The sequence below is a fragment of the Alteromonas sp. 07-89-2 genome (assembly GCF_013113925.1).
GTDB classification, from domain to species: Bacteria; Pseudomonadota; Gammaproteobacteria; order Enterobacterales; family Alteromonadaceae; genus Alteromonas; species Alteromonas macleodii.
The window spans coordinates 56,913-79,575 of record NZ_VTYM01000009.1 but is presented as its reverse complement, the minus strand read 5'-3'; the positions used below and the strand labels follow the sequence as shown (position 1 = coordinate 79,575).

Genomic DNA, 22,663 nt, shown 5'->3' with positions numbered 1-22,663 from the left:
TCAAAATGGCTGCAAATACTAGCGGAAAACCGCGTTTTTTGCATTACGTAATTCACACAATTCTACTACTAGTAAGGCATTTTATGTTCTTTTCTCGCAAAGCAGAGCCGGCAACTCAAAAAGTTGCTGTAATTTTGGCCAAGTATTTTTCGTTAGATGTTGAAGATACCTTGCCATGGTGTGCTTTTAGCAAGCCAGAAAATGAAGATGCCGGTGTGACAGTTACTTTGCCGTTTTGTATTGCTACTCAGTTAGACGCGCTTAAACAAGAAGTGCTCACGCAGTTAAAAGGGAAGCTTGGCGATGACCAGCTTACGTTTAAACAAAGCGTAGCAAGTGGAGAAACAGAAGTAGCGCCGGTCACCAACATTAAAAACATCATAGCGGTCGCCTCTGGCAAGGGCGGCGTAGGTAAGTCGACAACCAGTATTAATTTAGCGTTTGCGCTTATGCAAGAAGGTGCGAAAGTTGGGATTTTAGATGCCGATATTTATGGGCCGTCTATTCCCATTATGTTGGGCAACCCCGATGCACACCCTGAAAGCGAAGATAATAAGCACATGCAGCCGCTAACGGCACATGGGCTGGTGGCGAACTCAATTGGCTATCTAGTGCCTCAGGAAGATGCGGCGGTATGGCGCGGACCCATGGCAAGCAGGGCATTAAAGCAATTATTAGATGAAACCCTATGGCCCGTGCTGGACTACTTGATTGTAGACATGCCACCAGGAACAGGAGATATCCAACTGACAATGGCGCAACAAGTACCGCTGACTGCTTCAGTGGTAGTTACAACGCCACAGGACTTAGCGCTAGCCGACGCCCAAAAAGGCATAAGCATGTTTGAAAAAGTGAACGTACCTGTATTAGGGCTTATTGAAAACATGAGTTATTACCAGTGCAGAGCCTGTGGTACCAAAGACTATGTGTTTTCAAAAGACGGGGGCGAGGCGCTTGCCGAACGCCACGGACTGCCGCTTTTGGGACAGCTACCGCTTGATATTCATATTCGTGAACATGGCGATGCCGGTACGCCTTTGTTAATTACCTCGCCCAACAGTGACTTGAGTGAGAGCTATCGCGAGGCTGCTCGCGCCCTGTCTATGCAGTTGGCCCTTACTGTTGCGCCACGAAAAGGGGCAGTTAAACACATTAAGGGCAACCCTATTGGCATTGTTGGTAAAGAGTAACTAGCTTGAAATACCTAGGTAACAAATATCGGGAATGCCCGTCGGATAGGTAAATTCAGACAGGTGTAGCAAAGGTGAATTATAGCCAGGTTCGATTGCTTCAATTTAAAATTTGATAAAACTATACGAAAATTGCGCAAAAGCAGATAAAACAAGCCTTTGAGCAGTTGAATGCATGCGGCGACATACGCATAATAGCGGCCTAACGAAATGAGGAATACACCATGCGCTTGTGCGACCGCGATATCTACCAACATCTGCAAGATGGAAAAATTAAAATTGACCCTACACCCAGCTACGATCAGATAAGTGGTGTAACGGTAGATATCCGCCTAGGTAATAAATTTCGCGTGTTTGAAGATCACCAAGCGCCGTTTATCGATTTAAGTGGGCCGAAAGCACAGGTTCAAGAAGCGCTCGACCATGTTATGAGCGATGAAATTGAACTAGAAGAGGGTAAAGCCTTCTTTCTACACCCTGGGGAGCTAGCGCTTGCCATTACCCACGAGTCAGTAACCTTGCCTGACAACATCGTAGGTTGGTTAGACGGGCGTTCTTCGCTTGCGCGTTTGGGCTTAATGGTTCACGTGACCGCACATCGAATAGATCCAGGCTGGTCGGGCAACATCGTTCTTGAGTTTTACAACAGTGGTAAGTTACCGCTGGCGCTTCGCCCTAAAATGAAAATAGGGGCACTTAGCTTTGAGGTTTTATCGGCGCCAGCCGAAAAGCCGTACAACGCACGAGTGGACGCTAAATACAAAGGCCAAGCAGGCGCAGTTGCAAGCCGAATCTCGTCAGACGACGAGAGTAAATAATAGAAACCGTCTTAAAAACACGTTTTTTCGCAAAAGCGTAGTGCGTTTCCCGCTAATTACTGATAGAAAATATAAGAGCAATAACTAGCACTTATAATAAAGCTATTAGTAACGGGAAGCGCAATGCACACAAACTCTGAACCTTCTTCAGAAATTCTACAACGAAAGCCAACACGCAAAAACAGTATAATTCTATTTGCCTTTATCGCTTCAGTATTATGTGGCTTGGGATTGTGGGCTATTGACCAGCCCAGCGAGATCATTTTTACCGCAGCAATTACGCTATTTGTCGCTGTGCTCTGGGTGACTGAAGCGCTCCCCATTCCCGCTACCTCACTTTTACCCTTCGCGCTATTCCCGCTATTTGGTGTGCTGTCTCACAGCGAAGCTGCCTCTGCTCTCGGAAGCCACGTTATCATTCTATTAATGGCTGCTTTCATGCTTTCAAAAGGGTTGGAGCGCGCTAACTTACACAAGCGTTTCGCCATTTACATGTTGCGTATAACGGGCAGCGGCAGCCCGCTCAAGCTGGTACTGGGCTTCATGTTAACAACTGCAGTGCTCAGTATGTGGATTAGTAACACGGCAACAATCCTAATGATGTTGCCAATGGCTATCGCTATTATCAACGCAGTAGACAATCCGCGATTTGGCGTGGCGCTTATACTTGGTATCGCTTATTCGGCAAGCTTAGGTGGGGTAGGGACACCGATTGGGACGCCACCTAATATTATCTTTATGAGCGTGTATGAAGAGACCCAAGGTATTGAATACAGCTTTATCGACTGGATGAAAACAGGTGTACCAATCGTAATACTAGGCGTACCGATTATGGCTTTATGGTTAGCGCGCGGTATTAAACAAGTGGGGAACATCGATTTACCTGTGCCAAGCACATGGACAAAAGCCGAGAAGCGTGTTCTTGCTATTTTTGGCACTGTCGCTTTAGCTTGGATTTTCAGACCTTTTTGGACTGCTTGGATAGGCATAAGCACAATAAGTGACAGTACTATTGCCGTGGCGGGTGTTGCGGCTATGTTCTTTACCAACAGCGGAAACGATAATGGTGAAGTAGACGAAAAAGGAAACAACGACAAACTGCTTGATTGGAAAACCGCAAACGATATTCCGTGGGGCATGTTGTTATTGTTTGCCGGCGGTATTTGTATTGCCAAAGCATTTATGTCATCGGGCTTAAGTGTTCTTATGGGAACATGGCTAACGGGACTTTCTACGCTTCCTGTTCTTCTATTGGTACTTGGAATTTGCTTGTTCGTTACCTTCTTGACGGAAATTACCTCTAACACGGCAACATCTACACTACTAATGCCAATTCTAGCGGCCGCGGGTATGGCTGTGGGCGTAGATCCTAAGTTGTTGATGATCCCCGCGGCAATTAGCGCAAGTTGCGCTTTTATGCTGCCAGTAGCCACAGCGCCTAACGCCATTGCATACTCAACGGAAAAGTTCGACATAAAAACTATGGCCAGAGAGGGGGTGGTGCTAAACGTGTTAGTTGCACTGGTAGTAACTGGGGTGTGTTACGTTACGCTGGCCTAGCTTGAACGCGCTTTTGTGAAGGAGATACGCCAATCTCTCTTTTAAAGGCTTTTGAAAAAGAAGCTTCCGTTTCGTAACCATATTGGTTTGCAATGGTAATTAATGGCTTGTTGCTTTGAATTATTTCTGTGCAGGCACAACGCAGGCGCCATTGTGTTAGGTATTTAATTGGAGTTACGCCTGCACAGGCTTTGAACTTTGCTGCGTAGTTAGATTTAGACATATTCGCAATACTCGCTAGCATTTCTACGTTCCAATGTTGCTCAGGCGAGTTATGCAGCGCTTGAAGGCTATTGGCTATGGCCGGATGCAGTAGAGCCCCTAAGGTTGATGAGTACTTGCTCATTAAATGCTTCACAATCAAAAGGAATACAACCTCAGCGATTTTGTTTAGCAGAACCGACGAAGTGAAGGTTGAGTCCGACACTTCTAACGACGCGCTGATAAGTAACTGCAGACTTTCATGTAGCACTCTACTTTCTTTTGATGCTTTTTTAATTATCCAAAATTCTGGCAGTTCTTTTGTTATTACTCTCATTAAAGGGTGCTGATACTCGAAGTAACCGCAAAGTAGCACCGGGCCTTCAGCTCCTAGTTTCTCGCTAACAGGAATAGAGCTTGCGCTAACATTTTTGTAAGTGTGAGTTTTTGTAGGGCTTAAAAGGTGTGGGCTATCAACAGGCAGTAAAACCATGTCGCCTTTTTCTAACAGAATTGGGCCGTCGTCGTTACGGTGTAAGTAGCATTGACCGTGAGTTACGGCGTGAAAATTAATAAAGCCGGTGCCAGAAGTGTCAATTTGCCAGTTACCGCAATATTGTCCGTTGTGAAATACATTGGTGGTTATTTGAAGTTTGTCAAAAAGGCTTTCTAAATTTTTCATGGTGTTTTGGACAAGTATTTAAGCGTTTGGAGCATGTTTGTATAAGACCGAAGTACGTACCATATTCTTCGAACTTATACAGAGATAGTGTGAAAACACTCGAAACACCAATGTGGAGAAGAAATAGCATGAGAGCATTCTTAAAAGGTAGTTTATTTGCAATTTCACTAATTGCTAGTGGCGCGGTATTCGCTGGCGTTGATACAGAGACCGACGAAAACGGAATTATTTTAGCCGGGCACGACGCTGTAGCTTATTTTACTGAAGGTAAGCCAGTGCTGGGTAAAGCGACTATAACGGCTGTCCACAACGACGCTATTTACCGATTTTCATCGCAGAAAAATAGAGACATGTTTGTAAGCAATCCAGGCAAATACGCACCAGCGTACGGCGGCTTTTGTGCCTACGGCGCAACGTTTGGTAAGAAATTTGAAATCAACGGCAAAGCCTTTGAAATTGTTGATGGCGTACTTTATGTGAATAAAGACGAAAGTGTATACAAAGCATGGGCGAAGAACATTCCTACTCATATAGATGAGGCGAATGAAGAATGGCCAGAAATCAAAGATGTAAGTGCAGACGACTTGTAATAAGCTTCGTTTTAGATGGGTTTTGATTACCAAATAATCGTTTAGGCGGTTATTTGGTTTTTTTACATTGCAAAGTCGTTGAAATTGAGTAGACTTGTCGGCTCTTTCGGTCGGTGTGTAGCGCAGCCTGGTAGCGCACTGTCATGGGGTGTCAGGGGTCGGAGGTTCAAATCCTCTCACACCGACCAACTTCTCTCTCACCCTTGAGTGGCTTGACATACAAGTTAACGCTCAACGCATTGTGCCTGTATCACCAGCTATTAAACCTCTTGTGCTTCAGGTCATAGAGAGGGCAGGAGATAGCCCTTGGTTGTTCCCTGAGATCGGTGAGGCTGTTATTGGTGCTGAAGGTGCCGCTAACAGTATCTCGTCGAAGTTCGGTAAGATAACTAAAGGATTCGCCAAGGTTGAGGGCTACAAGACAGGCTTACACTCGTTTAGAGGTCACTTCGCGACAGCGCTAGAGCAAGTCGGTTGTCCTGAAGACATCGCTACGAAACTAGCAGTGCACAAGCAGTTGTCCTTGACGTATAACTTGTACAGTAAGTATAAGAACAAGGACGAACTGTGGCAGTATGTCGAGAGGATTCATGAAGCTGACTGCTTGAAGCTAGTTTCTAACTGTAGTTAATGAAATGAAGCATAGTTAAAGTTTAGCTACGCTTAGGCTCCTGAAGCTTTCCTGTTAACCTACTCTCGCTAGTTGTGCCCGCGGAGGCGTATTGTGCAATTAAGTTTTCAACCCGCTTTTTTTCATTCGTACTACATTGAGGACCAAATGTAACGTGAATTGACTCCAAGGAATCATCTAATTCAACATCGAAGTAATCTAACGTGGTATCAGAACCTCGGATAAAATTAGTTAAACCGGACCTAAAAAATTCTTCAGAGTTACCAGTATTTTGCCATTTTTGAAAAGCCTCGGCATCTATTGGAACGATAACGAATACGTATCGGTATTCTTCTTGGTATTTCCATGCAATATCTTTTATTCGTGCTAATTCCTTTCCCAGACTGAAGTGATGGTCGTCATTTTCATCAATCCTATGAACTCCAACTAGTCGTGTAGGGTCAGGGTCATATTCAACGTTATTTCCATAAATTTCCTCAATCAAGGGGGGTATTACAAACATCCATTTCTTGTTGTACATTCTCTCAAATGGAACAGGGCTGGATGTTCCATCGCCAACGGATAGCATCATCTCTTGCTTCGAGTTCAGTTGATATTTTTTAAATGGAAACTTTGGGAGGCTTATCATCACCCCATTTAATCCAGAGTAATCCCACATTGAACGTGACTCATGCTCGTTCGCAGTCCAACTACTAACGAAGATAAATTTAGCCCAATGTCTATGCGCTATGAGTTCACTCTCTTGTTTATCATCGACGTAATCTAAACGATTAAGTCTTATCGTACGGTTCATCAAGATGAGTTCTAAAGTATCAATTGTAGTGTAGTGATGGACCTTCATTATTTTTGCTTCCCTGAAAAAACTTACCGCGTCATACTACTTGTTTTGATTTATGATTGAAAAGTTTTCACTACAAAAATCTGAGAGGCCAAATCGACAATGATGAAGCCTCAACTCCCCCCCATAGGGTGCCTCTACGCGCCACGGAAACATCGCTAAGACAATCTTCAAGCCAGTCGCAACGTTCATCTTGACAATATACGAAGACATCGCACAGGCTCTGCTGGTGATTTCGGTCGGGAATTATGCAGAGCCAAACCGACAATATTCGGTACGGTAAGTAACTGAACTTTTGCATGTTCAACTCAGAATTTACCGACTGCAATTTTGCGGTCGCTAAATCTTATTCGGCAAATCTGTGGATTTAACGGAATGCAAATTTGCATTGCGCTAATCGTCCACCAAAGTAAGATATAAACGACGTGCAGGCATTTCAAAGCGCGGTGCAAGCAACCTTTACCGACATACTACTGCGACCGTTATGCTGGATAGTGGCGCTGATTTGTTAACCGTCCAGAAGATGCTTGGGGATGAGGACGTGAGTACCACACAAGTGTATACCCATATCGCTGTTGGCAAACTGAGGAATGACTACGTTCGCACTCATCCCGCTGCAAGTCTTCCTAGTATTTATTCCCCCGAACCCTGATGCAGCTGAAATATCGAATCTCCTCATTGACACAAGTCTTCGATTTTTACGGCGCTTTGTTTTCAAATCTTGCGGAGGGGGGCTTTAATGTTTAATGCTGCGCAAATCAATATTTGAATGAGTAGCTGAAAATAGCAATATGCTTTTACATGCCGGGTTTATAAATTTAAGTAAAAGCGTACTTTGAGTGCCTATTTAAGAGTAAATTTAAACTATTGGTTTGTGCGGGTTTGATTTTTACACTAAACTAGAACCATGAGTACCGAAAATAGAAGTAAAATAAACCATCTAATGTCTTCGACACCTCAAGGTGTCGTATTAGCGTCTGCGTGGCTGACTGAGCAAGGTTACAGCCTAGATCTGCAAAAACGCTACCGCAAGAGTAACTGGCTTAGACAGCTTGAGCGAGGTGCCCTGATAAGAGATGGGGACAAAGTTGATGTATTAGGCGGACTTTATGCACTGCAAACGCAACTTGAATTGAGCATACACATCGGTGCCAAAACCGCCTTATCACTGTTGGGTAAGTTACACTACCTTGAATTAGCTATGCAGCGCTGCCAGCTATTCGGTTCACAAACCGAGAGGTTACCTTCGTGGTTTAAAAAGTATGATTGGGGAATAGACTTAGATTATCACGCGTCATCATTTTTACCTGCTGAACTTGGAATGACAAAGTATGATGTCAAAGACTTCTCAATCAAGGTATCCAGCCCCGCACGTGCAGTAATGGAGTGTTTGTATCTCACCCCTGATAAGCAACCGCTTATAGAGGTTTATGAGTTAATGGAAGGATTGAATAATCTGAGACCAAAGTCAGTTCAAGAACTATTGGAGGCGTGTACTTCTATCAAAGTAAAGCGATTGTTTTTATATATGGCCGAAAAAGCCGGTCACAGTTGGTTGAACTACCTAAAACTGGATGCTATCGATTTAGGCAAAGGTAAGCGCCAGATAGTGGCTGAGGGTGTGTATATCCCTAAGTACCAAATAACCGTGCCCAAAGAGCTTGAATCACATACATGAAATCACTTTATCTAGAACAAGTCAGTTTGCTGCTAAACGTCATTCCCGAAGTAGCGAAAGAAATCTGCTTTGCGCTGCATGGCGGCACCGCTATCAATCTATTTGTACTGGACATGCCACGGTTGTCTGTAGATATTGATTTGACATACATACCGATTCAAGACCGAAGCGAGAGCCTTCGTGAAATCAATCATGCGCTGACAAGAATAATGGGTAGTATCAAGTCACTAAGGCCGACTATAAAAGTTACGCACAAAGCTGATGTCTGCAAGTTGATGGTAGAAGAAGGCGATGTACTGGTTAAGATTGAAGTGAATATGGTTGGCAGAGGTGTGCTTGATGATAGTGCTGAGGTTATGCCGCTGTGTGACACCGCGCAGGATGAATTTGATGTGTTCTGTGATATTCAGGTGGTGCCACTATCACAACTGTATGGCGGTAAAATCTGCGCAGCCCTTGACCGCCAACACCCAAGAGATTTGTTTGACGTTAACTTGTTGCTCAAACACCAAGGCTATTCACGCGAGATAGCGAAAGGCGTTATATACGCCCTTATTTGTAGCAATCGGCCTACCCATGAGATGTTAAACCCCAATCACATTGACCAACGAATTGCCTTTGAAAGTCAATTCAAAGGTATGTCCGAACATGCTTTCACCTATGAAGATTTTGAAGCCACCAGAAGTGAGCTTATCCACGTTGTGAACAGCGGATTAGACGAGAAAGATCGCGCATTTTTACTCAGTGTAAATCAGCTAAAGCCTGACTGGTCAATATACGACTTCTCCCAGTTTCCTTCGGTGAAATGGAAGCTGATTAATCTGGAGAAGTTCAAGCAATCTCGCCCTGAAGATTATGAATTGCACCTAGGCGCGTTGCAAAATCAACTTTCTCAATAGTCAGAACAACAAAGAAGTAGAAGTTCATGTCCGATAATGCAGAGGTTTTCAAACTTAAAAAACGCGTTAGGTACTACGATAAACAGAGTTTTGGGCAACAACTTGACCAACTATTGGCACGCCACGCCGATGGCAGTATAGAAAAACATCAACGCATGCCGTCACTCGTTTATTTGCTGTTGGAGTGGCTGTTTGAGGTTGAAAACAAAGGAACGCCTAAAATCGCCTCGGCTCGTGACATAACATGGTTTATGAACAGGTTGTGGCAGCTAAACGATTCAAACTTTGGCAACAATAATATTGAATCAGTCACTTTATTTTTAAGACCATTGATCAACAACCAGTTCTGGATTCAGCATTCTAAAGCGTATTGGTTAAGAGGACTCGTGTTACAGCATGCACTCATGTTCCCTATGGGAAAAAGTCCATTCAATGATGAATTTTTCCAAGCTACAAAAATAACGCTCAGTGATTATTTTCACATCACCGCTGCTATTTTGGTAGGGATGGATAATGAACGTCGTGTGATGAATTATTTTGAAGTGGTGAAAGCACTGCATCCGCATTTCAGTATTGACACAATTGCTAAGGCCATAAGAGTTTTCGCTATGTTTCCTGAAGAAATTGAGCGTTTTCTATCGGAGAAAATGCCTCGCGAAAACGCGATGAGCATTATAAACGCAGACACTCGATTGATTCATTGCCCCGTTATTCTCAATACTCGTGGCCTCTATACGCCAGACCATGCGTTATTGAGACGAGGGTTGTCAGAATCTGCTTTTAATCATTTTTTAAGAATAAACCGCGATGGTTTCAGAATGCGTTATGGCGATGCATATGAGAACTATGTCAGAGGCTGCCTAATTCGAGACGACGTTTCCTTCGATTCTGAGGATGAACTAAAACTGCTATACAAAGAGCACAGGGTTGAAGGTAAAGTGGTTGATGCGGTGGTAAAAGCTACCGATGGCGTTGTTTTCGTTGAAGCTAAAGGCGTTGTCCCAAAAGTCGAGACAATGATTACCGCAGAGCCGAGACTAATTAAACACCACCTGAAGGACACGGTGATCAGAGCGGCAAAACAAATTATCGAATGTGCTTTCAGATTGGAACAACAATGCTATCAAAAACTGCCGGAGAAAGCCGAAAGATATGGGCTTATTGTTACGCAAGGCGAATATTATCTGAAACGCTTTAGCAACATAGCCAAGCATATAGCCGCCGACACCATATCAAATCTGGAATCAAAGTTTGGTCAACCAATTCCTTACGAAAACATTTTTGTTTGCAACATAAATGACTTCGATTACTTGACGGGGACAGAAGCAACCTGCGAAGACTTTTTCGTGTCGTTTATGCAACACTGCAAAGAAGAGGATGCGGATACATCAACCAGCAAAATGCTTATGCTCCAACACATAGAGTCCTTCTTCAAAAAGCTGGAATCTCAAGGCCAAGAGTATGCAAGAGCACGGGAAACCGCAGTAAAAAACGAATCTTTGTTCACGGCGTTGGTTGATATTGTCAAAGCGAATGTCGAATACTGGAATAGCAAATCGAAAACAGAATTGTTAGAAAAAGGAAACGATTTAAGAAGAGCTGTAGTTCATACAGTAGCAGATCAACTATGATGAATTGAATTTAACATAAAAAGATTGGTTAGCTCGGCGTATCTGGCTTTTTTTTGATTTCACGCCAATCTCGCCCCAAGTCTTTCGCACTCCACTTGGATGAAGCTCGGTTATCTAGACTAAATTGAAGGGCTTCTGGTCCCATTACTACGAGTGTTTTATGTTGATTCTCTTTCGTTGGCCCTTGTCTATCTTTCGATTTCCAAAATATCCATGTGTCGAAATGAGGTCTTTCTCTATCTTCGGTAATGTCTTGACGTAAGCGAATGATCTCACTAGTTGAAGGGGTATTGCTAGATGTTGCTTTGATAGGGATTTGGTTATTTAGTTGCTCAAGAAAATCTTTGGGTATTAGCTTTTGCCCAGTGTTCGCGCCACTTCGGAGTACTTCTACTAAATCCGAATAAAAATCACCGAAGTATGGGACTATTCTATAACCTACCTGAACGTCAAATTTAAAGAATTTTGGATTACTACCTCTAGAGGTCAGGGCGAGCGAAAAGGGATTTTCTCTTGTTGAAAACAAACAGTCGAAGCTGGCTGATCCAGTATTGATTCTAAACTGCTGAATATCCGTGCCAACTGCTAACATACTTTTGTGCAGCAATCGTAGTGAAGTCATTTCCATTTTCTATCATCCCTTGAACGCGTTACTAACGTTCTTACAGTGAGTAATTAACAAATTCAAGTTGTTCTTCAAAATTTTAAATGTTGTATTCTTTAGGGCAGTTACATTAATCTAATCAAAAAGTTGTTTCTAACTATTTGTTCTTTAAAAGCTTGCTGTTGACCTAAGGTACTAAACGTACTGCATCGTCATTCATATGAACGGGCGGGTGTACGATCATAACCTTGGGCGTTTTTTGAGTGTTGATCCGTTCATTCAGGCTCCGGGCAATTCACAATCGATAAACCCATATTCATATATTATGAATAACCCCTTAGCTGGAACTGATCCCTCCGGCTACATGTCATGCACAGGTTCAAGAATTAAAGGAACTAGCTGTGCAAGTACTGGTGCGAAGGTGATTGGTACTCCCGGCGATTACGATAGAGTAAGTGAGATAGCCATGAACAATGTCGAGAGCGAGCTCTCGTCAATGCAAAATGGCGCTTCTCCTACAAGTAACGAAACAAGGTTTACTAATGTTTCAGAAACCACAGAAATTGAAAGCCAAGCATCAAAACAACAAGATACAGGTGAAGACGTAGGGCGCGTCGACTGGCTTGCTGTTCAGCAGTGTGCAGCTGGCTATGGCAACTGTGGCTCATTCGATATTCATGATTGGGTACGTTCAAGTGACGCTATGGGGCTGGAAAATTATGGAGAGATCCGGGATGTTTATGATGGATTATTTGGCATTAATGGAAGATTTTGGAACAAACAAATACTGGCAAATAGTATTATGCCGCTGGGGTTCGCTGGTTCGCCACTCATTCGAGGTTTGAATAGTGCCTCAGTGTCGATGAGGACCGCAGTAACGTCGAGCTCTAAGTTGTCAGGATCAAGTTTGACAGCCAAAGTAAATGTTGGTGTTCCTGTCGAGAAATTTTCAGGATACATTTTTAAAGATGGCGCTACACATGGCAAGGACCATATTTTCAGAAGTCTTGGCTATGGTGTAGAGCATTCTTCTCAGCTTGCTAAAATGTATCAAAGTCAAGCTGCAAAGCTATATTCTCAAGGAAGATTCAATGCTGGTGAAATGACCAAATACGGACAACGTATTGAAATTGGAATTAACGTACCCTGAATTAGTGCAGCGTATGGAAGAAGCTCCTACGTCAAATCAGGCTGGATGATTAGGCAAGATGGTTCGATAACTTTATCGAGGCCATTCTCAGGCTTCGTCAGATAGGGAGCTATATATGTTATACAAAAAAGTCGTTCTGAAAGCCTCAGAGTTCAAAGACGAAGGTTTGCCTGAGGGAGTTGTAGGTTATGTTATAGATGACTTCGGTGATGGAAATTACGACGTTGAATTTTCGAATGAAAACGGCGAGACAATAGATATATTAGTATTAAATTCCAATCAGTTTGAGCTAGTTGATGGCTGAGCTAGGTTGAGTCTATGTCATTACTATAATCGGGTCTTCATTAGTACTTTATCATTTGCTGCAGACTGAACGACCAATAGCAGCAGAAATGATCACTAGAGCACAGCAGGTTGGGGGGGTAGGAGAATAATGGTGTCAGTGTCTGAGAAAAATAACGAGGTCAGAGTTAATTTTGGCTTGTTTGCCTCTGGGGCGGCCTAGCTGTGTTGATTTGAGTGCTATTCCAGTAAGCTTGGCGATTTCCTGCTTGGAGTTATCATTGCCGGGCGCGACTCTTTTGAGTATAAAGTCTGATGATTGTCAATCAGGTTTTGGTTGATTCCACTTTCGAAAGAGCGCGATATGCAGCTAGCCTCAAGAATAAAAGGGGGCAACTCAAAATCAAATTGGGTTAAGTGCGGTTAGAGCTAAAAACAAGAGCATCAATCATAATTTGAAACCAAATCCCGCTTCGGCGGGGTTTGTGTTTTAAAGTTAGTAATAGTGCGGGTGATGAATTTTCGGTATTGGCTATTCAAGGTGAAAGTTAATAAACGAAGCAAGAATCAAAAGGGGCAGAATCATTTAGAGACTGAAACAGTTTTAAAGCCTAAAAACAACGTCGTTGTTGCGCGAGAGAACTCAATTGTCCTAACATATGTCGTAGCGTTCGTTGCTGATAAGAAAAACTAAGCATTGACAAATCACTCAAAAACACCTGCACCACCGCCAACTGACCCAAACCAAAGCAACATTGCTCAACACTGGAAACGGGTTAAAGAGAAGTTGCAAGCCATCGAATTCAATTGGCGTCCTTTTTCTATTTACGATGAATTACCGCTGCATAAGCACATGGTGTTCTGGTGGCCAATTTTGTTTTTCGTTGGATGGGCACTTCTGTTGACCGTGCCTTATTGGTGTTTCTGTTGGCCTAGTCCGACTGATTATGAAGCCTTGCTGAAACAACTGGGTTTTCCTATCTTTGTTGCATCACTTTGCCTCCCGATAAGCGTAGCGGTGGGTCGTTTCCATGCATCAAAGCAGCGAGCCAAAGCAAATACGTTAACGGTTGAAAACAACGCATTCAACAACTACTTCGCGCACCGCAACCATTTTATGGAGCATATAGGAAACGCTGGTATACCAAAGGAGTACGAGGGATTCATAGAGGTGTATGACAGCGACAAGCTTTATAAAACCGTATTTCCACAAAACAGCCTTTCGGAGCAAAACTTTCGAATTAATAAGTCTACGTATAAAGCTCAATTACGGCGCAAACTCAAAAGTTTATATGGACATATCAACACCTTTGTCATTGAAGTTGAGGAAGGTGAAGTGGAGCGAGACCACGAGGAATTTAAAGCGTTTGCTCGCACCATTCCTCATGCTTTTGGCTTTCGGTTTTCAGATGGTTTCGCGAAATTTTATGGAGACTATGCCAAGAGAACCAACTTTACCTTTTTTTCTTTGTGCTTTTTGGCCATCAAGCATACGCTCTTATCCGTTCATGCGTTTAATCATATTCAAACCGTGGGTTGGCTCATCGAAACAGAGTTTGAACCCTATCTAACGTCGCTAGAAGAAAATGAAGCGTTAATAAACGCAGATGCAAAAGCAATGGAGTATATGGTTTGGCTGTTAACTGAGGATAAGTCTAGGTAGTGCCAATATTAAGAGTCTTGCAAAACTTGATGTCACCACCTCTTCTTTGATACGAACTTCAGTCTTAGGCGTGGTTGCATTCAGCGACTTAAACAAGATGGCGAATGGGTTGCCGTTTTGAGAATTTTTCTGATGTCGAACTAAAACAATGTAGGCGAACCTCGTTACCCTTTTAGGTTTCACAATATTTTCAAGGAACATGATTCTAACAATGGAAAATTTTATCGACTTTATTACAAATCCAGACCAAGTTTGCAATGTAAACATGGTTTTGGCAGCAATAATTGGTGTACTCGGCTTGCTATACGTACACAAACGAAATCGTGATGTGGCATTACAAGCAATCAAAGTTGATTTGTTGGACATCATTGACGGATTAGCAAAAGACAAGGCGTGGCTTTTTCCAACACGCCACTTTTCAATAGCGAGAGCTTTTTCTTTGTATTATGGCAAGGCGATTCCATTTAGTGTGATTCGCATTTTGTGTCAATCTGAAGACGCTGATGCAGCATTTACCTCTTATTGCAAAGTAAGCGGTCTCGTCAATGTTAAAAAGGATAGTGGCGATATTGAAACTCTTTCTGCTCCCGGTATGGCATGGAGAATTTCTGCTTTGATAATCATCACATTTTGGATGTTCTCTTTGACAGGATTGCTTTTTACACTTTAATACTCCTGTTTGCACTGTTGTAACTGTCATGGGGTGTCAGGGGGCGGAGGTTCAAATCCTCTCACACCGACCAACTTCTCTCTCCCCATTCAATGGCTTATGCCATATATATCAAAGTAAAATCGAAACTCACTTTTCTTGTACCAATATACAGCAGTAAATTTCGCTCAATAAAAGAGTGCATACTTGTATATACACTCTTAAGCATTATTAGCGCAAAGCCTAGTTGGTTTTAATGCTCAAGATGTCGAAAAGCATCAATAGAGAACCCGCCATAAACAACCATACTCCAGCGGTTGCAAATTTGCTGAAGGCTGGCAAGAAAAGGGTACTTCCCCAAAAAAAGCACAAGCAGGCGGCTACACCCAATTTGTTATTTTGTACTTGTTTCATGATAGTCATTTTCACGTCTTCCTTACTACTAAATAGAAGGTTGAAACTGAAGGCTTACTGAAATACGGTTCCAGCTATTAATTTGCAGAATAATAGACGTGAGTTCTATCAGCCCTTTTTTTCCGAAGGTGCTTTCTACACTGTTATACATTTCTTCAGTAATAGTGGAAGAGTGGATAAGCGTTAACGCTTCCGTCCACGCTAATGCTGTTCTCTCTTCAAAACTGAAACAATCTAGCTCTCTCCATGCAGACAATACATCAAGCCTTGACTGATTTTCATCAGACTCTCTCGCTTCTTCGGCGTGCATGTGTTGGCAGAAGCCGCACTGATTAATTTGTGACGCACGAAGCTTAACTAAATGTATGAGTTTATGACTTAAAGTACTTTTGACTGAAGGCTTAACCAAGCCTGTGAGGTGTTCAAGAATATGGGGATATTCAGAATATAGCTCAGATTGTGTAATACGTTTTTTCATAGTGATCTCCTTTAAACTGCGGAGAACTATAAAGTCTAAGCAAAACGCTTAATTGTAAATTTGCGACAACTTTCGCTTTCTATACTGAAGGGGCGTTTCCAGCGCGAAATCACTAAACGAATGCGTAAAGTGCGCTTGGTCGAAGTAACCACATGCCAATGCGACGTGGCTCAGCGCTTCAGAATTTGAGGTTAATAACGATCGAGCATGGCGTATTTGAGCAAATTGATACAGTTTGTTTGGCGAGAAACCAAAGTTAGTGCGAAATTGGCGCTCCAGCGTTCTTCGGCTGACGCCGAACTGATCGGCAAGATGTTGTGGGGGCACCAGTAAATTCATTGACTGATAAAGCATGCGCTCCCATTTCTGAAAGGCTCCATCAGTATTTTCTGCTAGCTCAATCAGCCAGTGCTGTATTGCTAAGCACTGCTGGCTAATAGTTTTTCCAATAAGATAGGCTTGCAGTCGTTGATAGGAATCACGCTGCTTAACCATAGCCAACGCGATGTCGATTTGTTGGTTTTTACTGTCATCAAAGGTTAAACCGAACAAATATTTCAAGGCACCGGGCCTAAATCTTACACTTATTTGTCTGCAAGCCAGTTCCCACGGCATGGCGCAGACTTGAGTATGGTAAAACAATTGCGCTTCACAGTTAGTTTGATCGAGATAGAAAGTCAAACTAGCACCTGCATCGGGATAAAATTTTTCGTTTAGGGTTGTAGGTGAGCCTTCTGGGTTATCAATCACCCATATGCATTGTACAAACCGTTTTATGGAAGCAGCAGGGGTCACGAAACCAATATCAATCTGCTTAAAGCTAGCGGCAGGAATAATTTCGTTGTTGGTTGAAGCGTCCATAAACGTTGGTTGCGAGTCTAGAGTTAAATCAGTGAAGCGTTATATTACCCCTGTCGCGTGCTGTATCAAAACAAAGTTTCACGTTTAGTTAGTGTAGCGACCTAAAAAGCTTGTTATAGATTTCACCACGGCTTCAGCACTTTCAATTTGCGGATAGTGCCCAATTTGATCGAGCTCAATTACGTCTGCATTAGGAATGAGTTGTTTGTACCGCGCCACCATATGCGCGCCAGAGATTGGATCAGCCATACCTGCGGTTAGTCGAAGAGGGGCATTGGCATTTTGCAGTGCACTTACCCAGCGCTCTCGGTATTGTTTACGCTGCTTCATATAGTCCAAAAGCAAGTGCATGTGTTGGTGACCATTATTTGTACTGATAAGTATCCAAAAATCATTGATGTCTTGATCTGAAGGAGGTGTGTTTGGACCAAATATGTTGTGCATGCTTTTTCGAATTGCATTTTTGTTTAAAAAGCGAATGAGTAGACCACCAATTGGAGAGAGCAGCAGCTTTTGAATGGGCAGAGCACGATGTGTCTCAGGAAAAAGGCCACCGTTAAGTAAGTGCAGCGATTCGATGCGAAAGGCAAGGTCGTTTTCCAGTTGCTGCGCCATCATTTCTTGCGCAACCGTATCACCGTAATCATGAGATAGAACATGGGCACTTGTAATACCTAAATGCCTTATTACCTCACTTATCGTGTCTGCTTGTTCTTTAATTAAGTATTTTTTTGGTGACTTATCGCTAAAACCAAACCCCGGCATATCGAGCGTCACGCATTGATACTTGTTTGTAAGTGCTGGCCATATTTTAGTCCAATCAAAACTTGCGGTGGGGTATCCGTGAATGAGTAATAGTACTGGTCCCGTGCCTTCTGTTTTATAAAAAACTTGCTGACCGTCGACGTTTAAAAAGTGGCCGGAACTTCGCCAATGTGAAAGTTGCATTTCTACATGCCTTGTTATGTTTTTGTATTTAGCTTGCCCAGCCTTTGATTTCACGTCTGTCGTGAGGGCGACATTTTAATAATGTCGCGCGCTGCACAGGGAATTTATAACGCAGGGTATAGGTAGTGGAAAATGAGAGGTACGCTAGTCTTCAACCGGAATACAGACGGTTACTTTCGTTCCCTCTCCAGGGGTTGATGCTAAGTCAATCTCACCGTTAAATTTTTGTCGTACTAAGTTGTATAAAATATTTAGGCCCAGCCCTGTACCGCCTTTATCACGAGCTGTGGTGTAAAATGGCTCGAATACCTTCTTGTGAAGCGCCTCTGGTATACCTTTGCCATTGTCTTGTACGCTAATCACAATGCCTTTGACATTTTTACTGCAGCTCACACTCACTCTATTCACGTCGTTATTTACCGATGGACCAAAAGCGTGACGCTGAGCATTCGATATTAAATTTGTTAGCAATTGGGCAATAATGCCGGGACAGGTGGTTATCACCAAATTGGGCGTAACGTCTATGCTTAGCTCAACTTGTTCTTTGCGAAGCATGGGTTTTAAAGGGTTACAGACTCTAGGGATATATTCGTCTAATGCAATTTCTTCTATTTCTAACGACGTTTGGTCAGCAGAAGTGCGCTTAAAGTCTTGTACTAAATTCGCTGCCCGCATCAGGCTCGTTTCAGCCAAGTTTAGCCCTTCAGAGCAAATAGCTTCGAAGTCTTTAAAACCCTGCTCGGTTAATTCATCGTTTTCGAAGTCTCGATAGATGCCTTTTAGTTCTTCTTTGCAGTTACTGACGGAGGTAAGTGCAATGCCTAACGGCGTATTAACTTCGTGAGCAATGCCTGCGACTAGATTTCCTAACGCCGCCATTTTTTCTGACTCGACGAGCTTTTCTTGTGCGGCCTCAAGTTCAGCCGTGCGGTCTATTACTTTTTGCTCAAGGGTTTGGTTGGCCTCAATTAGCCTCTGCTCGTAATCTGCGCGCTCATTTGCACTCACTGCACGCCCGTAAAGGTCTGCCAGTGATGCCGCAAATACAACTTCATCGGCATGCCATTCACGGGCTTTGCCTTGGTGTTCACAACAAATTATCCCAATCATTTTGCCGCGGTGGCGAATAGGGACATCAAGCATAGAGCTAATTCCAAGCGGCGTTAAATATACTTCTGCAAATTCAAATGTTGCAACATCTGTTAATGCGTCGTGGGCCGCAATGGTTCTCTCTGAATCTAGCGCCTCGAAATAGTGAGGAAAGTCTTTTCGGGTAAGCACTAAGCTTTCGTGGTCCAGGTCATTACCCTTATCAATGAGCAATGTGCACTGGACCAGTGTTTGCATTTCATCATACAACCAAATGCCAGCTCGAGTAATTTGCAAACCCTCACACACCGAGTTGATAATAAGTCTAGAAGCAACGTCTAATTCACCTTTATCAATATCTGCGCTTTGGCTAACGCGTAATAAGATTAGTTCTAGCGATTCTTTCATTCATCTTCGTCCGGTTCTGTGGCTCGGATTTCAAGGATCCTGTCGAAGTGCTCTATCATAATGTGGGTGATTAGCGGATCGAATTGTTTCCCGGAATTCTCATGAAGATAGGCTTTTACTTCCTCAGGACTCCATGCCGGTTTATAGCAGCGCTTAGATAGCAATGCGTCGACAACGTCGACAATTGCCATAATACGACCCTCCACGGGAATGTCGTCTCCAGCTAATCCTTCAGGGTAACCTTGACCATCCCACCGCTCATGATGCGTTTTCGCAATGATGGCGCCCATTTTAGCAACGATGCGATCAGATCCCGCAAGTAGCTCGTAGCCTTTTTGTGCATGGGTCTTCATGATCTCCCATTCTTCGGGGTCGAGTTTGCCCGGCTTATGTAAAATAGTTTCAGGGATGCTAATTTTACCCACGTCATGAAGTGCGGCTGAATACCGTATGGTCTCAATAAACTCTCGGCTCATGTGAAGCTTTTCAGAGAGAAATTCGGTCATAAGAATGACCCTTCTCACATGGCCACCGGTCTCTTTACTCCGCATTTCGATTGCGTCGCTAAGCACCATAATGAGTTCTTTTTGGGTTTTTTGTATGTCTTCTTTTTGCGTGAGATTCTGGAATATTACCGCCACATTAGAGGCAAACATCTCTAAGGTCTTGCGTTGCAGAGCATCCAGTGGATGATCTAATTTAACATACAAGATGTTGTGGCTATCTTCTCCAGTAGGGTAGTAGCCGATGAATAAATCTTTAGACTGATAGTGACTTTTGTTTTCTAAGACTTGTTTGATTTCTTCTTCGATGGTTTCAGGAATTCGGCTAGAAATTCCAGGTTCGCATAATCCAACTAGGTCGCCGCTGGCACCTAGCACCGTCATGGTCGTATCGCCATATAAGTCGGTGTGCTGAGTAGACAAGTAGAGTACAGAGTTGTTTAGGTTAAGCAGTGTAAGTGTCTGTTTCAACACTGCGGTGCCAAATTGGGCTAAAGACTGGCTTGCTAAAACGGAAGACGAGGATTTTAAAACGTCTTCCATACCGCGCTTACCTTGCTCAATAGTCTGAATATCCCGATACGACCTTATTGCTGTGTACACACAAGACTTAAGTTTAAGCGATGATAATTCAGTTTTGGCTTTGTAGTCGTTTATGTCGTAACGCCTGATTACCTCTTCTTCCGGCGCCTGACCAGGTTGACCTGTTCGCAGAATAAGGCGGGCGGTATGGTTATTGAGCTCGTTGCGAATGGCATCAACCAAATTCAAACCCGCATCGTCAGTTTCCATCACCACATCAACGAAAGCGAGAGCGATGTCTGGATTTGCTTTGAAAAGTGCTAGGCCTTCAGCGCCACTGTGAGCTGATAGAAATTCAACCCCGCGTTTTTCGAAATTAAATTTCCGCAGAGTGAGTTTAGTGACCTCATGTACGCCTTCTTCATCATCGATTATGGCTATTTTCCATGGAGCTTGGCGAGAGGTGGATTGTTCTGTTTTTGACTTCTTAAATAACGACATACATAGCGCTATAAACGTTTAGATACATTAAACGTAAGCCACAATTTTCAATCTCGCAAACTTACTCGACAAGTTTTGTTCTAAAGTTCAATGAGCATATTTTGATGACAGAAGTCTCTTTATCATCAGTTAGATGTGTTTTAGGCAAGTATTAAAAATATGCCAAGTTTGTTAAATTGTGGAGCCCAGCAGATTCCAGTAAGAGAAAACTGCTGGGCCGCGATACCTTACAACAATAGCGTTTAGCTATCTTCGATAGGGGTATTTTCAGTAATCGGTACCGTATTTACGTCGGTATCTAAGCTTTCTACCGCATTTCGTACGCCTGCGGCGTAGTCTGGATGTACCTTTTCTAGCACGGCGTACCAACGCTCTTTTACGCTATCTGAGCACGGGCCCATTGCGGCAGCGTAGTTTTTATACAGCCGTTCTTTTTGATCATCAGAAAACATCTCATACAGTTTTCGCGGCTGCACGTAATCCACATCTGCTTCATCTTGATGATATCTATCAGCGTCTCCATCAATGCGAAGCGGAGGCTCTTTCACTGAAAAGTCAGCCACCGGACCTTCGTATTGATTGGGCTCATAGTAGGCGTCAGGGTTACCAAAATCATTGGTAAAGAAGCGCATCGCGCCGTCTTTGTGATAGTGGTTTACCTTGCTATTTTTCGGCGCGTTAGCGGGGAGTGCTTCATAGTGTGTGCCCAAACGATAGCGATGGGCATCAGCATAAGAAAATATGCGAGCCTGAAGCATTTTGTCAGGGCTAAAGCCAATACCAGGGACAACATTTGACGGACTGAATGCTGCGTTTTCTATCATTTGAAAGTAGTTTTCTGGATTTCTGTTCATTTCCAGTTCGCCAACTTCAATAAGCGGATAGTCATCGTGCGGCCACACCTTGGTTAGGTCGAACGGGTTATAGCTTTGCTGTCCTGCTTCCTCTTCTGGCATGGCCTGAATGTACATTGTCCATTTTGGGAAATTGCCTTCTTCAATGGCGTTATATAGCTCTTCTTGATATTTTTCCCGAGTGCTTCCAATGATTTTTTCAGACGTTTCATTGGTGTAGTTTTTAATGCCTTGTTGAGTTTTGAAATGGAACTTCACCCAATGACGCTTGCCTTCTTTATTCCACATGCTGAAAGTGTGGCTGCCATAGCCGTTCATGTGCATAGGTGACACCGGAATACCACGGTCCGACATTAAAATGGTAACTTGATGCACGCTTTCTGGCTGTGCAGCCCAAAAGTCGAACATGGCTTCTGGTGAGCGCAGGTTAGTTTTCGGATGACGTTTTTGCGTACGAATGAAGTCAGGGAACTTGTATCCATCGCGAATGAAGAAGATAGGAGTATTATTACCTACCATATCCCAGTTGCCTTGTTGTGTGTAAAACTTCAAGCTAAAGCCTCGCACGTCACGCTCGGTATCAGCTGCGCCTGATTCTCCTGCTACCGTAGACCACCGGCTTAATACTTCAGTTTGTTTACCCACTTCTGAGAATAAGTCAGCGCATGTGTAATCGGTAATGTCGTGCGTGACCGTAAATGTGCCCTGTGCACCCCAGCCTTTCGCGTGAACGACACGTTCTGGAATTCGTTCGCGGTTTTGATGCGCTAACTTTTCGATTAGTTGATAATCTTGTAAGAGGGCGGGGCCGCGCTCTCCTGCTGTTTTAGTGGTTTCGTTACTTACTACGGGGGCGCCTGCCGACGTGGTTAATTGCGGTTTCTTAGCCATTATAAAACTCCTTTCGTATGCTTCTTTCGAAAGCCAAACTTCCATAAACATCATGTGTGCCTGACTCATGACATGCTTTTGCTACGCACTGCTAAATGAAAGGGTTTACAAACTTCTATATATATCTA

The 22,663-nt window shown here is 43.3% G+C and carries 22 protein-coding genes, 1 tRNA gene and 1 pseudogene; 14 read left to right on the top strand and 10 right to left on the bottom strand.

Annotated features, from left to right (window positions below; translation table 11 throughout):
* The first annotated feature begins 83 nt into the window (after positions 1 to 83).
* The 3 genes from apbC (at position 84) to F0261_RS08075 (ending at position 3,568) form a co-directional block, all read left to right on the top strand.
* Entirely contained in the window at positions 84 to 1,190 is a 1,107-nt protein-coding gene (gene apbC, locus F0261_RS08085) for an iron-sulfur cluster carrier protein ApbC (RefSeq protein ID WP_171337637.1), read from the top strand.
* Positions 1,191 to 1,414: 224 nt separating this feature from the next.
* Positions 1,415 to 2,008: a dCTP deaminase gene (gene dcd / locus F0261_RS08080; RefSeq protein ID WP_014976864.1), complete on the top strand. Its 594-nt coding sequence runs from the start codon at positions 1,415 to 1,417 to the stop codon at positions 2,006 to 2,008.
* Between the two features lie 123 nt (positions 2,009 to 2,131).
* On the top strand, positions 2,132 to 3,568 hold the full coding sequence (locus tag F0261_RS08075) for a DASS family sodium-coupled anion symporter (protein ID WP_171337636.1): 1,437 nt from the start codon (positions 2,132 to 2,134) through the stop codon (positions 3,566 to 3,568).
* Here the strand turns inward: F0261_RS08075 and F0261_RS08070 are convergent.
* Positions 3,555 to 4,451, bottom strand: a complete 897-nt coding sequence (locus F0261_RS08070; protein ID WP_171337635.1) for an AraC family transcriptional regulator — start codon at positions 4,449 to 4,451, stop codon at positions 3,555 to 3,557. The two genes, F0261_RS08075 and F0261_RS08070, sit on opposite strands and share 14 nt — an antisense overlap.
* A gap of 128 nt (positions 4,452 to 4,579) precedes the next feature.
* Here F0261_RS08070 and F0261_RS08065 point away from each other — a divergent pair, with 128 nt between their 5' ends.
* The 3 genes from F0261_RS08065 (at position 4,580) to F0261_RS08055 (ending at position 5,672) form a co-directional block, all read left to right on the top strand.
* Positions 4,580 to 5,041 carry a YHS domain-containing (seleno)protein gene (locus tag F0261_RS08065; protein ID WP_014979641.1) on the top strand — a complete coding sequence of 154 codons (462 nt, stop codon included), beginning with the start codon at positions 4,580 to 4,582 and terminating at the stop codon, positions 5,039 to 5,041.
* A gap of 111 nt (positions 5,042 to 5,152) precedes the next feature.
* A tRNA-Pro gene (locus F0261_RS08060) sits at positions 5,153 to 5,229 on the top strand.
* A 53-nt stretch (positions 5,230 to 5,282) separates the two neighbouring features.
* Complete coding sequence (locus F0261_RS08055; protein ID WP_171337634.1) at positions 5,283 to 5,672, top strand: hypothetical protein; 390 nt, start codon at positions 5,283 to 5,285, stop codon at positions 5,670 to 5,672.
* Positions 5,673 to 5,694: 22 nt separating this feature from the next.
* Here F0261_RS08055 and F0261_RS08050 read toward each other — a convergent pair whose 3' ends face one another.
* Positions 5,695 to 6,513 carry a hypothetical protein gene (locus tag F0261_RS08050; RefSeq protein WP_171337633.1) on the bottom strand — a complete coding sequence of 273 codons (819 nt, stop codon included), beginning with the start codon at positions 6,511 to 6,513 and terminating at the stop codon, positions 5,695 to 5,697.
* 421 nt (positions 6,514 to 6,934) lie between these two features.
* On the opposite strand from F0261_RS08050, the pseudogene F0261_RS20210 reads away from it, so the two are divergent.
* The 4 genes and pseudogenes from F0261_RS20210 to F0261_RS08030 all read left to right on the top strand — a co-directional run.
* A pseudogene (locus F0261_RS20210) lies at positions 6,935 to 7,162 on the top strand (tyrosine-type recombinase/integrase); the annotation flags it as partial.
* 255 nt (positions 7,163 to 7,417) lie between these two features.
* Positions 7,418 to 8,188: a type IV toxin-antitoxin system AbiEi family antitoxin gene (locus F0261_RS08040; RefSeq protein ID WP_171337632.1), complete on the top strand. Its 771-nt coding sequence runs from the start codon at positions 7,418 to 7,420 to the stop codon at positions 8,186 to 8,188.
* Complete coding sequence (locus F0261_RS08035) at positions 8,185 to 9,087, top strand: nucleotidyl transferase AbiEii/AbiGii toxin family protein (RefSeq protein WP_171337631.1); 903 nt, start codon at positions 8,185 to 8,187, stop codon at positions 9,085 to 9,087. Before F0261_RS08040 ends, F0261_RS08035 begins: the two co-directional genes overlap by 4 nt.
* Before the next feature lie 26 nt (positions 9,088 to 9,113).
* Positions 9,114 to 10,718: a hypothetical protein gene (locus tag F0261_RS08030; protein WP_171337630.1), complete on the top strand. Its 1,605-nt coding sequence runs from the start codon at positions 9,114 to 9,116 to the stop codon at positions 10,716 to 10,718.
* 28 nt (positions 10,719 to 10,746) lie between these two features.
* Here F0261_RS08030 and F0261_RS08025 read toward each other — a convergent pair whose 3' ends face one another.
* A complete protein-coding gene (locus tag F0261_RS08025) occupies positions 10,747 to 11,346 on the bottom strand; it encodes a DUF6037 family protein (protein ID WP_171337629.1) in 600 nt (199 codons plus the stop codon).
* 196 nt (positions 11,347 to 11,542) lie between these two features.
* Between F0261_RS08025 and F0261_RS19925 the strand changes: the two genes are divergently transcribed.
* The 4 genes from F0261_RS19925 (at position 11,543) to F0261_RS08005 (ending at position 15,087) form a co-directional block, all read left to right on the top strand.
* Positions 11,543 to 12,472, top strand: coding sequence for an RHS repeat-associated core domain-containing protein (locus tag F0261_RS19925; protein ID WP_301338803.1), 930 nt, complete (start codon positions 11,543 to 11,545; stop codon positions 12,470 to 12,472).
* A 115-nt stretch (positions 12,473 to 12,587) separates the two neighbouring features.
* Positions 12,588 to 12,776, top strand: coding sequence for a DUF4926 domain-containing protein (locus F0261_RS08015; RefSeq protein ID WP_171337628.1), 189 nt, complete (start codon positions 12,588 to 12,590; stop codon positions 12,774 to 12,776).
* A 675-nt stretch (positions 12,777 to 13,451) separates the two neighbouring features.
* Positions 13,452 to 14,417 carry a hypothetical protein gene (locus F0261_RS08010; RefSeq protein ID WP_171337627.1) on the top strand — a complete coding sequence of 322 codons (966 nt, stop codon included), beginning with the start codon at positions 13,452 to 13,454 and terminating at the stop codon, positions 14,415 to 14,417.
* Positions 14,418 to 14,628: 211 nt separating this feature from the next.
* Positions 14,629 to 15,087, top strand: a complete 459-nt coding sequence (locus tag F0261_RS08005; RefSeq protein ID WP_171337626.1) for a hypothetical protein — start codon at positions 14,629 to 14,631, stop codon at positions 15,085 to 15,087.
* A 222-nt stretch (positions 15,088 to 15,309) separates the two neighbouring features.
* On the opposite strand, the gene F0261_RS08000 is transcribed toward F0261_RS08005, so the two are convergent.
* The 7 genes from F0261_RS08000 to F0261_RS07970 form a co-directional block, all read right to left on the bottom strand.
* The gene (locus F0261_RS08000) at positions 15,310 to 15,480 is read right to left on the bottom strand and encodes a YrhK family protein (protein WP_230633717.1); all 171 of its coding nucleotides are present in this window, start codon (positions 15,478 to 15,480) and stop codon (positions 15,310 to 15,312) included.
* A gap of 28 nt (positions 15,481 to 15,508) precedes the next feature.
* Positions 15,509 to 15,958 (bottom strand): carboxymuconolactone decarboxylase family protein, encoded by a 450-nt coding sequence (locus tag F0261_RS07995; RefSeq protein WP_171337625.1) that lies wholly within the window; start codon positions 15,956 to 15,958, stop codon positions 15,509 to 15,511.
* Positions 15,959 to 16,006: 48 nt separating this feature from the next.
* On the bottom strand, positions 16,007 to 16,819 hold the full coding sequence (locus F0261_RS07990; RefSeq protein ID WP_171337624.1) for a helix-turn-helix domain-containing protein: 813 nt from the start codon (positions 16,817 to 16,819) through the stop codon (positions 16,007 to 16,009).
* A gap of 84 nt (positions 16,820 to 16,903) precedes the next feature.
* Positions 16,904 to 17,767, bottom strand: a complete 864-nt coding sequence (locus F0261_RS07985; protein ID WP_171337623.1) for an alpha/beta fold hydrolase — start codon at positions 17,765 to 17,767, stop codon at positions 16,904 to 16,906.
* A 144-nt stretch (positions 17,768 to 17,911) separates the two neighbouring features.
* The gene (locus F0261_RS07980; protein ID WP_171337622.1) at positions 17,912 to 19,264 is read right to left on the bottom strand and encodes a sensor histidine kinase; all 1,353 of its coding nucleotides are present in this window, start codon (positions 19,262 to 19,264) and stop codon (positions 17,912 to 17,914) included.
* Entirely contained in the window at positions 19,261 to 20,790 is a 1,530-nt protein-coding gene (locus F0261_RS07975; protein ID WP_049586905.1) for a DUF3369 domain-containing protein, read from the bottom strand. Before F0261_RS07975 ends, F0261_RS07980 begins: the two co-directional genes overlap by 4 nt.
* Positions 20,791 to 21,032: 242 nt before the next feature.
* Positions 21,033 to 22,535, bottom strand: a complete 1,503-nt coding sequence (locus tag F0261_RS07970) for a catalase (protein WP_039225577.1) — start codon at positions 22,533 to 22,535, stop codon at positions 21,033 to 21,035.
* Positions 22,536 to 22,663: the final 128 nt, after the last annotated feature.

What these genes read in the sequence shown, in the direction of transcription:
- F0261_RS08050 (WP_171337633.1), bottom strand. Translation starts at nt 6,513, where the DNA reads ATGAAGGTCCATCACTACACTACAATTGATACTTTAGAACTCATCTTG.
- F0261_RS08035 (WP_171337631.1), top strand. Translation starts at nt 8,185, where the DNA reads ATGAAATCACTTTATCTAGAACAAGTCAGTTTGCTGCTAAACGTCATT.
- F0261_RS08075 (WP_171337636.1), top strand. Translation starts at nt 2,132, where the DNA reads ATGCACACAAACTCTGAACCTTCTTCAGAAATTCTACAACGAAAGCCA.
- F0261_RS08070 (WP_171337635.1), bottom strand. Translation starts at nt 4,451, where the DNA reads ATGAAAAATTTAGAAAGCCTTTTTGACAAACTTCAAATAACCACCAAT.
- F0261_RS07985 (WP_171337623.1), bottom strand. Translation starts at nt 17,767, where the DNA reads ATGCAACTTTCACATTGGCGAAGTTCCGGCCACTTTTTAAACGTCGAC.
- F0261_RS07970 (WP_039225577.1), bottom strand. Translation starts at nt 22,535, where the DNA reads ATGGCTAAGAAACCGCAATTAACCACGTCGGCAGGCGCCCCCGTAGTA.
- F0261_RS07990 (WP_171337624.1), bottom strand. Translation starts at nt 16,819, where the DNA reads ATGGACGCTTCAACCAACAACGAAATTATTCCTGCCGCTAGCTTTAAG.
- F0261_RS07975 (WP_049586905.1), bottom strand. Translation starts at nt 20,790, where the DNA reads ATGTCGTTATTTAAGAAGTCAAAAACAGAACAATCCACCTCTCGCCAA.
- F0261_RS08015 (WP_171337628.1), top strand. Translation starts at nt 12,588, where the DNA reads ATGTTATACAAAAAAGTCGTTCTGAAAGCCTCAGAGTTCAAAGACGAA.
- F0261_RS08065 (WP_014979641.1), top strand. Translation starts at nt 4,580, where the DNA reads ATGAGAGCATTCTTAAAAGGTAGTTTATTTGCAATTTCACTAATTGCT.
- F0261_RS08040 (WP_171337632.1), top strand. Translation starts at nt 7,418, where the DNA reads ATGAGTACCGAAAATAGAAGTAAAATAAACCATCTAATGTCTTCGACA.
- F0261_RS08005 (WP_171337626.1), top strand. Translation starts at nt 14,629, where the DNA reads ATGGAAAATTTTATCGACTTTATTACAAATCCAGACCAAGTTTGCAAT.
- F0261_RS08030 (WP_171337630.1), top strand. Translation starts at nt 9,114, where the DNA reads ATGTCCGATAATGCAGAGGTTTTCAAACTTAAAAAACGCGTTAGGTAC.
- F0261_RS07980 (WP_171337622.1), bottom strand. Translation starts at nt 19,264, where the DNA reads ATGAAAGAATCGCTAGAACTAATCTTATTACGCGTTAGCCAAAGCGCA.
- F0261_RS19925 (WP_301338803.1), top strand. Translation starts at nt 11,543, where the DNA reads ATGAACGGGCGGGTGTACGATCATAACCTTGGGCGTTTTTTGAGTGTT.
- F0261_RS08000 (WP_230633717.1), bottom strand. Translation starts at nt 15,480, where the DNA reads ATGAAACAAGTACAAAATAACAAATTGGGTGTAGCCGCCTGCTTGTGC.
- F0261_RS08025 (WP_171337629.1), bottom strand. Translation starts at nt 11,346, where the DNA reads ATGGAAATGACTTCACTACGATTGCTGCACAAAAGTATGTTAGCAGTT.
- dcd (WP_014976864.1), top strand. Translation starts at nt 1,415, where the DNA reads ATGCGCTTGTGCGACCGCGATATCTACCAACATCTGCAAGATGGAAAA.
- apbC (WP_171337637.1), top strand. Translation starts at nt 84, where the DNA reads ATGTTCTTTTCTCGCAAAGCAGAGCCGGCAACTCAAAAAGTTGCTGTA.
- F0261_RS07995 (WP_171337625.1), bottom strand. Translation starts at nt 15,958, where the DNA reads ATGAAAAAACGTATTACACAATCTGAGCTATATTCTGAATATCCCCAT.